Source organism: Rhizobium sp. R635 (genome assembly GCF_002211285.1).
GTDB lineage: Bacteria > Pseudomonadota > Alphaproteobacteria > Rhizobiales > Rhizobiaceae > Rhizobium.
Genome location: NZ_LOKX01000036.1, coordinates 194,329 through 207,753, shown reverse-complemented (window position 1 = coordinate 207,753; position 13,425 = coordinate 194,329). Strand labels below are relative to the sequence as shown.

Annotated in this window: 15 protein-coding genes, 1 pseudogene and 1 riboswitch; of the genes and pseudogenes, 13 read left to right on the top strand and 3 right to left on the bottom strand. The window is 63.8% G+C overall.

The features are described 5' to 3' along the window. The first annotated feature begins 41 nt into the window (after positions 1–41). The 3 genes and pseudogenes from ATY78_RS26885 (at position 42) to ATY78_RS26880 (ending at position 1,771) form a co-directional block, all read left to right on the top strand. The gene (locus ATY78_RS26885; RefSeq protein WP_088685328.1) at positions 42–581 is read left to right on the top strand and encodes a Pycsar system effector family protein; all 540 of its coding nucleotides are present in this window, start codon (positions 42–44) and stop codon (positions 579–581) included. A 77-nt stretch (positions 582–658) separates the two neighbouring features. Further along, positions 659–807 (top strand): annotated as a pseudogene (locus ATY78_RS28940) (tRNA lysidine(34) synthetase TilS); the annotation flags it as partial. A gap of 187 nt (positions 808–994) precedes the next feature. Next, positions 995–1,771 (top strand): DUF1194 domain-containing protein, encoded by a 777-nt coding sequence (locus ATY78_RS26880; RefSeq protein ID WP_088685327.1) that lies wholly within the window; start codon positions 995–997, stop codon positions 1,769–1,771. 112 nt (positions 1,772–1,883) lie between these two features. On the opposite strand, the gene ATY78_RS26875 is transcribed toward ATY78_RS26880, so the two are convergent. Next, entirely contained in the window at positions 1,884–2,318 is a 435-nt protein-coding gene (locus ATY78_RS26875; protein WP_011425937.1) for a 6,7-dimethyl-8-ribityllumazine synthase, read from the bottom strand. Positions 2,319–2,398: 80 nt separating this feature from the next. Next, positions 2,399–2,541: riboswitch (FMN riboswitch) on the bottom strand. 496 nt (positions 2,542–3,037) lie between these two features. On the opposite strand from ATY78_RS26875, the gene ATY78_RS26870 reads away from it, so the two are divergent. Continuing rightward, a complete protein-coding gene (locus ATY78_RS26870; RefSeq protein ID WP_088685326.1) occupies positions 3,038–3,484 on the top strand; it encodes an SRPBCC family protein in 447 nt (148 codons plus the stop codon). Positions 3,485–3,668: 184 nt separating this feature from the next. Further along, entirely contained in the window at positions 3,669–3,980 is a 312-nt protein-coding gene (locus ATY78_RS26865) for a hypothetical protein (protein ID WP_088685367.1), read from the top strand. An 80-nt stretch (positions 3,981–4,060) separates the two neighbouring features. Here ATY78_RS26865 and ATY78_RS26860 read toward each other — a convergent pair whose 3' ends face one another. After that, positions 4,061–4,285, bottom strand: coding sequence for a hypothetical protein (locus ATY78_RS26860; RefSeq protein ID WP_088685325.1), 225 nt, complete (start codon positions 4,283–4,285; stop codon positions 4,061–4,063). A 186-nt stretch (positions 4,286–4,471) separates the two neighbouring features. On the opposite strand from ATY78_RS26860, the gene ATY78_RS26855 reads away from it, so the two are divergent. The 6 genes from ATY78_RS26855 to ATY78_RS26830 all read left to right on the top strand — a co-directional run bounded on the left by ATY78_RS26855 (position 4,472) and on the right by ATY78_RS26830 (position 10,701). Further along, positions 4,472–5,569 carry an adenylate/guanylate cyclase domain-containing protein gene (locus ATY78_RS26855; RefSeq protein ID WP_088685324.1) on the top strand — a complete coding sequence of 366 codons (1,098 nt, stop codon included), beginning with the start codon at positions 4,472–4,474 and terminating at the stop codon, positions 5,567–5,569. Between the two features lie 99 nt (positions 5,570–5,668). Continuing rightward, positions 5,669–6,658, top strand: coding sequence for an ABC transporter substrate-binding protein (locus ATY78_RS26850; RefSeq protein WP_088685323.1), 990 nt, complete (start codon positions 5,669–5,671; stop codon positions 6,656–6,658). 19 nt (positions 6,659–6,677) lie between these two features. Next, positions 6,678–7,682 (top strand): iron ABC transporter permease, encoded by a 1,005-nt coding sequence (locus tag ATY78_RS26845; protein WP_088685322.1) that lies wholly within the window; start codon positions 6,678–6,680, stop codon positions 7,680–7,682. Positions 7,683–7,723: 41 nt separating this feature from the next. Further along, positions 7,724–8,716 (top strand): iron ABC transporter permease, encoded by a 993-nt coding sequence (locus ATY78_RS26840; RefSeq protein WP_088685366.1) that lies wholly within the window; start codon positions 7,724–7,726, stop codon positions 8,714–8,716. A gap of 7 nt (positions 8,717–8,723) precedes the next feature. After that, positions 8,724–9,533, top strand: a complete 810-nt coding sequence (locus ATY78_RS26835; protein WP_088685321.1) for an ABC transporter ATP-binding protein — start codon at positions 8,724–8,726, stop codon at positions 9,531–9,533. A gap of 82 nt (positions 9,534–9,615) precedes the next feature. Next, entirely contained in the window at positions 9,616–10,701 is a 1,086-nt protein-coding gene (locus ATY78_RS26830) for a serine protease (protein ID WP_088685320.1), read from the top strand. A 19-nt stretch (positions 10,702–10,720) separates the two neighbouring features. Here the strand turns inward: ATY78_RS26830 and ATY78_RS26825 are convergent, their stop codons facing one another. Next, on the bottom strand, positions 10,721–11,404 hold the full coding sequence (locus tag ATY78_RS26825; RefSeq protein WP_088685319.1) for a class I SAM-dependent methyltransferase: 684 nt from the start codon (positions 11,402–11,404) through the stop codon (positions 10,721–10,723). Between the two features lie 153 nt (positions 11,405–11,557). On the opposite strand from ATY78_RS26825, the gene ATY78_RS26820 reads away from it, so the two are divergent. Together ATY78_RS26820 and ATY78_RS26815 are read left to right on the top strand one after the other, a co-directional pair. Further along, positions 11,558–12,208, top strand: a complete 651-nt coding sequence (locus ATY78_RS26820; protein WP_088685318.1) for a helix-turn-helix domain-containing protein — start codon at positions 11,558–11,560, stop codon at positions 12,206–12,208. Beyond that, positions 12,205–13,422: an MFS transporter gene (locus ATY78_RS26815; RefSeq protein WP_088685317.1), complete on the top strand. Its 1,218-nt coding sequence runs from the start codon at positions 12,205–12,207 to the stop codon at positions 13,420–13,422. The genes ATY78_RS26820 and ATY78_RS26815 overlap by 4 nt, the downstream gene beginning before the upstream one ends. The last annotated feature ends 3 nt before the right edge of the window (positions 13,423–13,425 follow it).

Here is a 13,425-nt window from a genome sequence, read left to right as displayed (position 1 = left end):
AGTGTACTATCAGGGAAACACTTTTGGGGTGGAGTATTGACGTGAGCGAGTTCGAAAATGCCACTGAGGTTATGCTGAGCAATCCCTCAAGCGGGGACGTCAGCACCGAATATTTTGATCATATCAAGAAAATCAACGACATATTTTACGATCAGATCAAGATATCCGATCAAAAGGCCGCCTATATCTTTACTTTCATGCTCGCCTTTCTGGTCAGCTCCAGCGAGGTGAGGGCGGTCTTCAGCCTGGCGCGCTACACCGGCAGCGCGCCGGGCAGCATGCTGTTTTCCGGCCTGCTGGCCGCAGCCTCGGTCTTCTCCATCCTGTCGGCGATCCTCGTCGTGCTGCCGCGCCGTCTCGGCGCTTCCACCTCGCTGTTCTGGGGCGCCTGGCCCAAGCATCGCGACATGTTCTTCGACGCCGCTCTTCGCCGCGACGAGCGCTACCTCTTCGACCAATACTTCGAAAACGCCAACATCCTCTCCGCCATCGCCCGCAACAAATACCGCTGCGTTACATTTGCGTTTCGCGGGCTGATGGTGAGCGTGATTGCTTATGTGCTGCTTTTGGTGGCGGGGTGAGGGTGAGGTTCTCGGAAGAGCCTCCCCGAAGGTGCTCGTAGGGGCCTTGAGAAGCGAGATGATGCGTTAACCTTCCTTCCCTCATTCCTGTGCTCGTCACAGGAATCCAGCCACCGCGCGTCCGCGCGGTGAATGACTCAATACGAGAGTTGAAAAGTCTCTCGCGCCCAAGGACTTGGGCGCACTGGATTCCTGTGACAGGCACAGGAATGAGGGAGGAGAAGGCAGTGCCCCAATGAAGCATCGTGGAGAGGCCGCGCAGATCACGCAACCAAGAGTCCAGGCCGGAACCTCGAAGGGCGAGGCAGGCGTTGCTGATATCACCGAAAATTGAAGCCCCTCGCGCGGCCGGGCGTCCTGCGCGGGCCAAGCTGTGTTACAGTTTCCCTGCTTGATGGCGCGGGGATTTGTCGATGCTGACGACGATTGCGGTGCTCATGGGTCTTTCCGGTCTCGTTCCGGCCGCAGGCGCCGGCGGCAACGAAGTCGACGTCACGCTGGTGCTTGCCGTCGATACCTCCCGGTCGATGGATTTCGAGGAGATCAGCATCCAGCGCCGGGGTTATGTCGAGGCGCTCAAGCACAAGGAATTCATCGATGCGGTGAAAGGCGGGCTCACCGGCCGCATCGCCATCAGCTATTTCGAATGGGCGGGCTATGTCGTCCAGGATTCGATGATCGACTGGCAGGTGATCGAGACGGAAGCGGATGCGATCGCCTTTGCCGACAAGCTCGACGCCCGGCCGATCGGCACGCAGCGGCGCACCTCGATCTCGACCGCCATCGACCAGGGCGCCAGCATGATCGCCACCGGTCCCTTCCAGGGCAGGCGCGAGGTGATCGACGTTTCCGGTGACGGCCCCAACAACTCGGGCGATCCCGTCACGCCCGTCCGCGACAAGACGGTGGCGTCAGGCATGATCATCAATGGGCTGGCCATCATGCTGCGTCCTTCCGATGCGCCCGGCGGGCTCGACAAATATTACGCCGATTGCGTCATCGGCGGCCCCGGCGCCTTCGTGCTGCCGGTCCACAGAATAGAGGATTTCGCCATCGCCGTGCGCCGCAAGCTGGTGCTGGAGATCAGCGGCCTGTCCCCGCCGCCGACGGTGGAGAGGGTCGCCGGCGCCGGGCCGCTGACGGATTGCCTGATCGGCGAGAAGCAGTGGCGGGATATGTTCTACCGGTGAGGTGGTGGGCGATGGTCCGCCTCTTGGGACGAGAGGGGTGCCACACGGCGCGCCGGTAAAGGTCCTCCAGCGAGGGACGGCGGGCCAATCCCGCCGTCAATTGCGCGGGCTTCTATGCCGCAAGAGCCGCGCGCGTTTTCCCGATCATGAGAGCGGCGCGTGCCGCCTCGCGGCCTTTCTCGACAAAATGGGCGCGGTAGATCTGCGTGTGATGCTCGGTTTCCTGGTAATGATGCGGCGTCAGCGAGACCGACAGAACAGGCACGCCGGTATCCATGCCGGCGCGCATCAGGCCATCGACCACGGCCTGGGCGACGAATTCGTGGCGGTAGATCCCGCCATCGACGACGAAGGCGGCGGCGATGACGGCGGCATAACGGCCGGTGGCGGCAAGATCGCGCGACAGGAGCGGCATTTCGAAGGCGCCGGGAACATCGAACACGTCGATCTGCTCGGCGGGAACGAGCTGTTGGAAACCTTCGAGCGCACGGTCGACGATATCGGCGTGCCAGCCGGCTTTGACGAAGGCATAACGGGTGGGTGTCATAGTCATCTCCTTTGGCGTACAGACACGTCACCCAAGGCGATCACGAACGTCCGCCGCCAGCCCGGGAGGGCAGCAGCAACGCGCGTTCTCTTTCATCCGGACTATGACCGTCGGCTCAGGCATCTCACCTGATCTGCTGACCCTTCCGAAGAAGGCGCTCGCGGGCTCGCAATTGAAACTGCATACCGCCGGTAGGGACTTTCACCCCGCCCTGAGAACAGCGCGACAATAGGGGCAAGGCGGCGGGCTGGCAATAGGGGGAAGATGGTTTCGTGGGTGGGGTTGGCGGCTGATGGATACAAGGAGCACCGTTGCAGCATGTCCTTCGAGGCTCCGGCCTCTGGCCTGAGCGGGATGAGGGATGTTGCGGGATGCTGCACGCTGCTCCAACCTCCCTCATCCCTGTGCTCGTCACAGGGATCCAGCGCGCCTAAGTCCTTGGGCACGGGAGACTCTCTTCATTCCAGGTGAGCCATTCGTGAGTCATTCACGGCGCGGACGCGCCGTGGCTGGATTCCTGTGACAGGCACAGGAATGAGGAGGAGAGGTGGTGCCCCCTCGAAGGGCGAGGGGAGTGCTCTGACAGACGATAGATGCATACCCCACCACCCTTGCTGATCACGCCCTTCCGCCTACATGCTCCTGCTGAGGACATCCATGTCGAAAAAGCATGCCGCTCGGCGTCATAAGGGGCAGGGCAGCAACCATGGGAGAGAGCGATGCCAGAACCTTTCGTCGTCCATCGCGAGGCGCATATCGCGGCGCCGCCGGCGGCGGTGTTTGCGCTGATGACCGATCCGGAGAAGATCCTGCGCTGGATGGGGACGGAGGCGGAGATCGAGCCGGAGCCGGGCGGGCTTTATCTCGTCAACGTCACCGGCGCCCGCTTTGCGCGCGGCTCGTTTCGCGAGGTGGTGCCGGTGCATCGGCTTGCCTACAGTTTCGGCTGGGACGGCAGCGAGGTGGTGCCGCCGGGATCGAGCCTGGTCGAGATCGATCTGATCGAGCAGGGAGGCGGGACGCTTCTGCGGCTCACCCACAGCGGTCTGCCGAGTGCGGAGCAGTGCGCGGGCCATGAGGAAGGCTGGGCGCATTATCTCGGCCGGCTGACCGAAGTCGCGGCCGGACGGGACCCCGGTCCGGATCCTTTTTACGGCAGGACATGAACGGTTTTCGGCAGGCAGGGGACGCTCCTCAAGCGCCTGACGCTGCGGGAGGAACGGCTTGCCGGCGCTGCGGCCGGGCGTCCAAAAGCGCTGTTTTCCTGCCTCCAAACATGAACGTGCAGTTCATCTCCAGTTCAATTTGGCGCTCCTAAGGTGGTTGCGGCTGGATGAAATGGAGTTTTCGATGAAGGCACTTTCTATCGCGGCTGCCTTGCTCGCTGGCAGCCTCTCGATCGGCACAGCGCAGGCGATGCCGGTAGGGACAATCAAGGTTGAGAGCACTGTCACAAAGGTCGACTACGCCTGTGGCCGCGGCTGGCACCTGACCCGCTGGGGCGAATGCCGACGCAACTGGCGCCGCCCGCCGCCGGTGGCTTTCTACGGCGGTCCGCCGCGCTGGGGCTGGGAACGGCGGCATCACCGCCATTGGGACGGCCCGCGCTGGCGCGAGGAGCGGCGCTGGGATCGCGAACGCCGCTGGCGGGACGACTACTAAAATCCTTGGACAGAGGCAGACGAACGAAGGCCGGTGCGATGTTTCGCCCGGCCTTTATCTCTTGGAAATGACGGCTGCGCTCAGATGCGGCTGACGAGCCAGTGCTTTCCGTCGATCAGCTCTTCGAGCTCGGCCGGGTCCTTGACCCCGAACTCGAACCACTCGACGAGTTCCCTGGCCTTCCGCTTGCTCTCTTCCGCCGTGAATTCGATCCCATAACGCGCACACCAGCGCCGAAGGATCGACGTCAGCAGCGTCATGTCATTCCCGTCAAGCGGATCTTTCGGCCAATATGTCGTGCCCATAGCAACCCCTCAATCGCTAATGACAAGCTGGCACATAACCGAATTAATGTCGCGCAATTTAAAGGTGTTTATCTGGTTGTTTTCCACCGTGATGAACGGTTTTCCACAGGCTTGTTCGGTGATGGGGTTGACAGGGTTGTGGAACGTTCGCTTGCGGACATCCCCGGGGCGATGCAATGTTAACACATGGATCTGCCTCCCTCTCTTGCCTGGCTGATTGACGAGGCCGCGGCGTCGCCCGCTCCCGAGCGCTTCCTGGCCGAGCTCGGGCGCCGGCTGCTGGCCGATGGCCTGGCGCTTTCCGGCGGGGCGCTGACGCTTTCGGTGCCGCATCCGATCATCGCGCGGCGCACCTGGCTGTGGCGGGCCGAGACCGGGGCGGTCATCGAGGCGCTCGCTTTTGCCGCCGCACCGCGAAGCGATGCCGGGCGCGAGTGGCTGGCCGGGCTCGGGCCGGTTTGGGAGGAGAGGATCGGGCCTTCGCAGGATGGCGCCATGCTCGGCTGGGCTGGCATCGGCAAGGGGGCAGGGGCGGGTGAATTCGCTTCCGATGAAGCCGCGCGGCTGAAGGAGGTCGCGCGTTTTGCCGCCGCGCCGCTGGCAGCGCTGGCGGCACGGGAGGCGCGGGCGGCGCTGCTGGAAGCCTATCTCGGCCGGCGCAGTGCGGCGCGTGTCCAGTCCGGCGCGCTTGCCCGCGGCACCGGCGAAACCATTCGCGCGGCACTTCTCTGCGCCGATCTGCGGGATTTCACCGCGCTTTCTGAAGTGACGGAACCGCAGGCGATGATATCGGCGCTCGACGCTTATTTCGACCGCGTCGCCGGCGCGGTGCACGCCTTCGGCGGCGAGGTGCTGAAATTCATCGGCGACGGCGTGCTGGCGATCTTTCCCGTCGCGAAGGCTTCCGGCGACGAAGCCCGGGCCGATCGGGAAGCCTGCGAGGCGGCGCTGCGGGCCGTCGCCGCCTGCCGCGCCGGCATGGCTCATCTCGACCAGATGCGCCAGGCCCAGGGGCTGGCGCCGCTGCCTTTCGGCGCCGCACTGCATTTCGGCGAGATCCTCTGGGGCAATATCGGCGCCGCCGATCGGCTTGATTTCACAGCCATCGGCCCGGCCGTCAATCTGGTCAGCCGGCTGGAAGGGCTCTGCAAGCCGCTCGGCCGAAGCGTGCTGATCTCGGGCGCCGTGGCTGATAACACCGAAGGCCCGCTGACGCCGCTCGGCGAACACGCCCTGCGCGGCATCGCCGAGCCCTGCGCGGTCTTTGCCCTGCCGGAGGATTGAGACAGCCGTGTTTTCTCAGAAAGCGCGCAAAAGAATCCTGATTGTTAAACTCCTCTTTTTTGGCTAAAGCCTCTGCGTATCAGAGGGGAGTTGTCAGATATGACTCGATACGCAGGTAGATTTTTCTCGGTCCTGGGCCTGTCCGCAATGCTGGTGGCGGGTGCCGCCCAGGCGGATGATGGCAAGAAGGTTTCGATCGTCGATGATCGCGGCGTCATCATCGATGATCGCGGCGTTACCGTCGAAGTCCCGGCGCAGCCGAAGCGCATTGCCTCGATTTCCTATTTCGCCGACGACGTGGCTCTCGCGCTCGGCATCAAGCCGGTCGCAAGCACCTATATGACTTCAGGCCGCGAGCCCGATTTCCTGCTCGGCCTGACGTCCGGGATGAAGCAGATCGGCCAGCGCGCCAAGCCCAATCTCGAACTTCTCTCCGAAGCCAAGCCGGACCTGATCATCGCCATCCGCCGCTACACGGCCGGCAATGCTGCCCAGCTTCAGAACATCGCGCCTTACGTTGCCTACAATATGGAGCTGCTCGAAGAGAGCTACAGCGAGACCGCCGCCCTTTCCAAGCTGCTCGGCAAGCCCGAGCGCGGCGAGCAACTGAACGCCGATTTCCGCAAGCATCTGGCGGAGTTCGCCGCCAAGGCGCCTAAGGATGTTCATCCGCGCTTCCTGATCATGTGGGGCGGTGCGACGCCTTTCGCTTTCCATACGGAAAATACCTCGGCCTCGATCGTGGCTGCGATCGGCGGCGACAATGTTCCCGGGCCGAAGACCGCCGGCGGCGAATTCGGCATCGACCTCAGCCTGGAAACCATGCTGGAAAAAGATCCGGAGGTCATCTTCGTTTATGATTCCGGCCCGGATCGCCCACATGAAGGCAACCCGATCTGGTCGCAACTGTCGGCGGTGAAGAACAACCGCGTCTTCTATGTCGGCGACCAGTGGGTCGAGACCAATGGCCCGATCGCCCGCGAAATCGTCCTGCGCGAGGCCGCGCACTACCTCTACCCCGATACGTTCCCGGCCGTCGACGTCAAGGCCGAAGCCGCCAAGCTGATCCCGGCCGAGTTGCAGAACTAATTCCGGGACAAGGCTTGCAATGAGCCCCCGGCAATCATTCCTGGCCATAGGGCTCATCGCCGTCGCCGCCACGCTGGCGGCGATGCTCGGCCTGCTGGTCGGCGCCAAGACGCTTTCAGTGGAGACCGTGTTGCGCGTGCTCCTGGCGCCCGACGGCAAGCTCGAATCCATTCTCGTCTGGACGCTGCGCCTGCCGCGCAGCCTAGCGGCGGCGGCCGGCGGAGCGGGCCTTGCGGTTTCCGGCTACGTGTTGCAGACGCTGACGCGCAATCCCCTGGCCGATCCCGGCATTACCGGCGTGACCTCGGGCGCGGTCGCGCCGATCGTCTGCTGTTTCGTCTTCTTGCCTTGGCTTTCGCCAGCCTATTATCCCTTCATCGGCCTTGCCGGAGGGCTTGCCGCGGCTTCCATGACGTTCTGGGTGTCGCGCGGCGGGCAGGGACGGCCATTGCAGCTTGCGCTTGGCGGCGTCAGCGTCTCGCTGTTTCTGGGCGCGATCACCACCTATGTGCTGCTCTTGACCGGGCCGCAATCGGCATCGCTGCTCTTCTGGCTTGCCGGTGGTTTCCAGGGGCGCACCTGGTCTCATCTCTTCTACATGCTGCCCTGGACGATCGCCGGCGTCGTCGGGGCGTTGGTTCTGCGGCGCGTCATCGGCATGTTCACGCTCAGCGATCATGCAGCGGCCGGAATGGGCCTGCAGCTCGGCCTGTGGAAGCCGCTCATCCTCATTCTGGCCGTCGTCCCGGTCGCGGGCGTCGCGCCGATCGCCGGGCCGGTCGCCTTCGTCGGGCTTGCCGCTCCCCACATCGCCCGGCTGCTCAAGCCCAGCGGCACCGGATGGGAGATCGCGTTGAGCGCGGCTCTCGGCGCGCTAATCGTGACGGTCGCAGACGTTTTCGCGCGCAGCATCGCCATTCCGCGCGAGCTGCCGGTCGGCATCATCACCGCATTGCTTGGCGGCCCGATCTTCATCTATCTCGTCCAGCGCGGACGGCTGAGCCTTGCGGGTGAGACGCGATGAGCGCGCCGGCATCGATATCGGCCGATTCAACAAGTTTCGGCATGGCCTTCGCGCTTGGCGTCTTCGCGCTCCTGTCGCTAGCGGCGGCGGTCTTCCTCGGCGTCGCCGATATTCCCATGGGTGACGTCGCGGCCGTCCTGACCGGCGGCGGTTCGGCGGAAGCGCGGCTGATCATCCTCGATATCCGGCTGCCGCGCATCGCCACCGGCATTCTCGCCGGCATCCATTTTTCGTTGGCGGGATATCTCCTGCAGACCATCACCCGCAATCCGCTCGCCGACCCATCGCTGATGGGTGTGTCGCAGGGGGCCACGCTGTCGGTGACGATCTTCCTGCTCTTTACTGTCTATATCTTCGAGCCGGGCTCGAACACGCTGGCCGAACTGCCGGTCGCATGGCTGCCTGCGGCAGGCCTTGCCGGCGGCCTGCTTGCCGGCGGCGTCATCTATCTGCTCGCCTTCCGCCTCGGGCTCAGTGCGTTGCGCATCACGCTCTGCGGCGTGGCGGTCGGCGCGGTGCTGCATGCGATGGCGATCGGCCTCATCGCCGGATGGGGATCGGCCCGCATCGAGATCATTCTCGAATGGCTGTCCGGCAGTCTTTACGCCCGCAGCTGGGATCACGCGCTCTTTCTGCTGCCCTTCACCATCGCCGGGCTCGCCATGCTGCCGGTCATCTACCGGCCGCTGACGCTGCTGCGGTTCGATGCGCCTGTCGCCCGCTCCTTCGGCCTCGGCTATCGCAGGCAGTTCTCGATCGTGCTGATCGTCTCCTGCGCGCTTGCGGCGAGTGCCGTCGGCGCGGTCGGCCCGATCGTCTTCGTCGGCCTCATCGTGCCGCATCTCGCGCGCTTTCTGTCGGGACGGAATTTCATGCTGTCGCTTGCGCTGACGATAGTGCTCGGCGCCGTCATCGTCACGCTCGGCGATCTCATCGGCAGGCTGCTGGGGCAGGCCGAGGAAATTCCGATCGGCGTGGTCACAGCCGTCTTCGGCGTTCCGCTTCTGCTCGCGCTGCTGCGCAAAACCATGTGAGGCCGAAATGCCATTGTCCTGTTCCGACCTCTCGGTGACGTACAACAAGCGCAAAGTTCTCGACAGCTTCAGCCTTTCGCTCGAAAAGGGCGAGATCCGGGCGCTGATCGGCCCGAACGGTTCGGGCAAGAGCACGGCGCTGCATGCGCTGGCCGGGCTCATCCGCCCGGCCGAGGGCAGGGCGTCGCTCGACGGCATTGCTGTCGCCTCCATGTCGCGCCGGATGCTGGCGAAGCGGCTCGCCTTCCTGCCACAGCAGCCGACCGCACCCGATGAGATGACCGTCGCCCAGCTCGTGCGCCAGGGCCGATATCCGCATGTCGGCCTGTTCCGCTCTTATGACAGCCGCGACGAAGAGGCGATCGAATGGGCGCTCGAAAGTACCGGGCTGTCCGATTTGGCCGACCGCAGCCTGCGGGAACTGTCCGGCGGCGAACGGCAGAGGGCGTGGATTTCAGCCGCTCTCGCCCAGGAAGCGGAGATCTTGCTGCTCGACGAGCCGACCTCCTTCCTCGATATCGGCTATCAGGTCGAGGTGCTCGATCTGGTGCATCGGCTGAGCCGCCAAAAGGGCGTGACCGTCGTCATGGCGATCCATGACATCAACCAGGCAATCGCGGTCAGCGACCGCATTTCACTGCTCGAAAAGGGGCACCTCAGGTTCGACGGCGCCCCGCATGAGCTTGCCGAGCGCAACCTCGTCCAGGAAATCTTTCGCGTCAGGGGCCGTTTCGTCCAGGTCACTGCAGATAGTCCGCCGCATTTCGATGTCGAGCTGGTGAAACTTCAGTCGGTGCCAGGCGTGATCCAGGTATAACCGTCATCAGATTGCAATACAGCTCGACACCTATATTCTAGTTGCATCGACTGCGTTTGTTGCAGGGGGCGGGGGCCATAAGATGAATGGTATCAAGGGAACGGAAGAACCTTCAAAGCGCGAGCTTTTCGAATTCGAGAAAGAGAAGTTCGACAAGGAATTCAAGTACAAGCAGGAGACGTCGCGCATCGAGATGATGCGAGAGCGGTTCGGTTTCCTCAAATCACCGTTATTGCTGGCAATATTCGGCGGCATCATCACGATATTCGTCAATTCCATCACGGCTTATTACTCCAACCAGAACACCATCGCTCTGGAAAGAGAGAAGAGCGAGAATACCATCACGCTGGAGCGGGAAAAGCTTCAGTCGGAGCTGATCAAGAAATATCTGGAAGTGCCGGACAGCGCCGCCAGAATTGCCAATCTTCATTTTCTCGTCGATTCTGGCCTCATTCCCAACTACAGCGGCCCGGTTTCGGAATATCTGAAGAAGGATCCTGCACTCGCCCCGCAGACGGTTTCCGCCGCGACCGCATCGGCGGCCGATAATTGGCGGGCCTTCGGCGGCAACAACATACTGGATGGCGGCGTGTTGAAACGCGTCCAGAATGCGGGGGAATCGCTGGTGCTCGTGATGATCCGGCAGAGCGTTCGGGAATGGCAGAAATGCACCGGTTTCCTGATCGGCGAGCGGACGATAGCGACGATCGGTTATTGCGTGCCGGGCGACATTGCTGCGGGCTCACCGAAACTCGGCGATATAAAGCTGCAGGGAGTCGCCGCAGCCGGGGCCGAGCCACGGGTCGAAAGTGTCGTTCTGCGCGGCGAGGGGTCTTCCGATCACCGGATCGCTTTGCTGAGGCTGACGGCTCCCGTCTCTGGAAAACAGATCCTGAAGATAAGGCCAGATGCGCCCGTCGTTGGCGACCGGCTGATCATGCCGTTCCTCAAGGGAGATACCGCCGATTTCAGCGCCTCGGTGGATGCCGAATGCAGCATCAGCGAGATCGACGAACAATCCGTCATTGCCTATCGCTGCGACGGCGATGTCGGCGCGGCCGGCGCTCCGCTCGTCTCCTTCGCGACGGGGGAGGTGATCGGCATCCATTCCTGGTCCGGCGAAAAGGCACGGTTCGGCATCCGCGTCAATCCGTCAGACCTGCTGTAGATGCGATCTCCTGGCCGCCTCAGCGCTTCACCAGCCTGAAGACGATCTTGGTCTGGGTGTAATAGTTGAGCGCATCGGCAAAGTCCGGCGTCCAGCCGTCCGCCACGAAGGGGATGAAGCCGTCATATTCGAGCTTGCGGGCGGAGACGTCGAAGCCCGCCTTTTCGAAGGCGCGGCCGTAATCGGTGATCGATCGATCCTGAACGACGGTGTTGGTGCGTGTGGCCACGAGCTCGCGCCATTTCGGCCAGAGCGGGTTGTCCGTGTGGCATCCGGTCACCGCGTAATAGACGCCGCCCGGTTTCAGTGCCTGGCGGATGTCGGCGGCGTGGGCGTCGATATCGGGGACGAGATAAATGACCTCGTGGCTGAGGGCGAGATCGAATTCCTCGCTCCAGCCGTCCAGCCTGCCGCCGACCTGATGCTGGATCGGCAAATTGCCTTTCAGCGTCTCGGCCTTGGCGATGGAGGTTTCGGCGATGTCGACGCCGAGCGCCTTGCGGAACGGGCGGATCGCATAGAGATGGCGCAGCAGGCCGCCTTGGTTGCAGCCGAAATCGAGCACGCTTTTTTCGGAGAGGTCGCGCTCGAGGATCAGATCGATCAGGTGGCGCCAGATGGGCGCATGTCCATCGGCCATCCTGTCTTCGGCATTGGGGTCGATGTACCACGTGCCGATGTTTTTCTGCGCTTCCTCAGCCATCCCGTACCCTCGTTCATGCGGATCATGGCGACGGTCTTAGGGGGCGGAATCATGCTTGGCTAGGTGCGATGCCGGTTTTCAAGAGCCTTTCCAGCTCAATGAATTTTGCAAAGAAATCTTTGCAAAGATATGTTTGCAATGTATGCTTAGATCATGAAAGAACAGGATTCTGACCCTGCCCCAGATGCCGCCGCCTCCCGTACCGTCAGCCGGGTCGTGCCCGAACCGACCGCGCTGAAGGCCTTGGCGCATCCGGTGCGGCTGCGCATGCTCGGCATGCTCAGGATCGACGGCCCGGCCACGGCGACGCAGCTTGCCGCTCGGCTCGGCCTGAACAGCGGCGCGACCAGCTATCATCTGCGCCAGCTCGCCCAATACGGCTTCATCGAGGAGGCGCCGCATGCCTCGCGGCGCGACCGCTGGTGGCGCGCGAGCCATGAGTTGACCTCGGTGCCGCCGAGCGAAGCCGAGGGGGAGGCGCTGGATCTCGATATCGCCTTCAACCAGGCCGCACTTTCGCTGCAGGTCGGCCAGATGCAGCAGGCGCTGGAGGAATATGCCGAGCTGCCGGCCGAATGGCGCAAGGCGACGGCCGCCGACGACATCATCATCCCGATGACGGCTGAACAGGCCGAGGCCCTGACAAAGCGGCTGAGGAACATCATTCTCGAAGCGATGCAGGCCGCCCCGCCGCTGGGAGAGGCGGCCTCTCAAAATCCTGACGTCGTTCCTTTCTATGTCATGCTGCATGCCTTCCCTTATCCGGGCCGTGTTCCGCACCGCGAGCGGGAGGACGAGCCGTGAGGCGGGGCGGGCCGTTCCTCGCGCTTGCCGCCGCCGAGACGCTTTCGCTTTCCGGCACCCGGCTTTCGACCATCGCCATTCCCTGGCTGGTGCTGAGCGCCACAGGCAGCCCGGTGCTGACCGGGCTGACGGCGATGATGGAGATGTTGCCCTACGTTGTCGCCAAGGCGCTCGGCGGGCCGCTGATCGACCGTGTCGGCGCCAAGCGCATCGCCGTCATCTGCGACACCGCTTCGGTTGTCGTGGTCGGGCTGGTGCCGCTTCTCGATCTCTTCGGTCTCTTGACCGTGCCGGTGCTGCTGCTTCTCGTCTTTGCCATGGGCGTGCTGCGCGGGCCGTCCGACGCCGCCAAGCAGGCGATGGTGCCCGATATCGCGGCGCTGGCGGACGTGCCGCTCGAGCGGGTGACAGGTGTTGCCAGCGCCATCGAGCGGCTGGCCTCGACGGTCGGCGCGGCCGGCGCCGGCGCGCTGATCGGGCTCATCGGCCCAGGCCAGGCGCTCGTCGTCAACGCCGTCACTTTCGCTGCCGCCGCGCTGGTCGTCAGCCTGGGCATAACAGGCCTGCGGCGCGTGCCTCGCCTGCCGGGCGAGACGGCCTCCTATCTCGACGATCTCCGCGAGGGCTGGCGCTTTCTCAGCGGCGATGCCGTGCTCGTCAGCATCGTCGCCATGGTGGCGATCACCAATCTGCTCGATCAGGCCTATCATGCCGTGCTGCTGCCCGTCTGGACGCGGAATGCCGGTCACGGGCCGGAGCTGCTCGGCGCGATGTTTGCCGCCTTCACCGGCGCCTCGATCGCGGGGGCGGCGATTGCCGCCGGCATCGGCGAGCGCATGCCGCGCCTGATCGTCTATACCGTGGCTTTTTTGCTGACCGGATTTCCGCGCTTTCTGGTGCTGGCGGTCGATGCGCCGCTCGGCTCCGTCTTCGCGACGCTCGCCATCGCCGGCTTTGCCTCCGGCTTCCTCAATCCCATCCTGTCGGCGGTGATCTTCGAGCGCATCCCCAAACCGTTGACCGGCCGCGTCACGGCGATGAACGCGGCCCTCTGCTTTGCCCTCATCCCCTTCGGCGGCCTCGTCGGCGGGGCGCTGATCAGCACGACCGGCCTTGCCGGAGCGCTGTTCCTCACCGGGCTCGCCTATCTCGCCGCCACCCTCGCGCCGCTGGCGCTGAGGAGTTTTCGCGGTTTCGACAAGGCCGTCGCCTGAAGG

What these genes read in the sequence shown, in the direction of transcription:
- ATY78_RS26880 (WP_088685327.1), top strand. Translation starts at nt 995, where the DNA reads ATGCTGACGACGATTGCGGTGCTCATGGGTCTTTCCGGTCTCGTTCCG.
- ATY78_RS26875 (WP_011425937.1), bottom strand. Translation starts at nt 2,318, where the DNA reads ATGACACCCACCCGTTATGCCTTCGTCAAAGCCGGCTGGCACGCCGAT.
- ATY78_RS26870 (WP_088685326.1), top strand. Translation starts at nt 3,038, where the DNA reads ATGCCAGAACCTTTCGTCGTCCATCGCGAGGCGCATATCGCGGCGCCG.
- ATY78_RS26865 (WP_088685367.1), top strand. Translation starts at nt 3,669, where the DNA reads ATGAAGGCACTTTCTATCGCGGCTGCCTTGCTCGCTGGCAGCCTCTCG.
- ATY78_RS26860 (WP_088685325.1), bottom strand. Translation starts at nt 4,285, where the DNA reads ATGGGCACGACATATTGGCCGAAAGATCCGCTTGACGGGAATGACATG.
- ATY78_RS26855 (WP_088685324.1), top strand. Translation starts at nt 4,472, where the DNA reads ATGGATCTGCCTCCCTCTCTTGCCTGGCTGATTGACGAGGCCGCGGCG.
- ATY78_RS26850 (WP_088685323.1), top strand. Translation starts at nt 5,669, where the DNA reads ATGACTCGATACGCAGGTAGATTTTTCTCGGTCCTGGGCCTGTCCGCA.
- ATY78_RS26845 (WP_088685322.1), top strand. Translation starts at nt 6,678, where the DNA reads ATGAGCCCCCGGCAATCATTCCTGGCCATAGGGCTCATCGCCGTCGCC.
- ATY78_RS26840 (WP_088685366.1), top strand. Translation starts at nt 7,724, where the DNA reads ATGGCCTTCGCGCTTGGCGTCTTCGCGCTCCTGTCGCTAGCGGCGGCG.
- ATY78_RS26835 (WP_088685321.1), top strand. Translation starts at nt 8,724, where the DNA reads ATGCCATTGTCCTGTTCCGACCTCTCGGTGACGTACAACAAGCGCAAA.
- ATY78_RS26830 (WP_088685320.1), top strand. Translation starts at nt 9,616, where the DNA reads ATGAATGGTATCAAGGGAACGGAAGAACCTTCAAAGCGCGAGCTTTTC.
- ATY78_RS26825 (WP_088685319.1), bottom strand. Translation starts at nt 11,404, where the DNA reads ATGGCTGAGGAAGCGCAGAAAAACATCGGCACGTGGTACATCGACCCC.
- ATY78_RS26820 (WP_088685318.1), top strand. Translation starts at nt 11,558, where the DNA reads ATGAAAGAACAGGATTCTGACCCTGCCCCAGATGCCGCCGCCTCCCGT.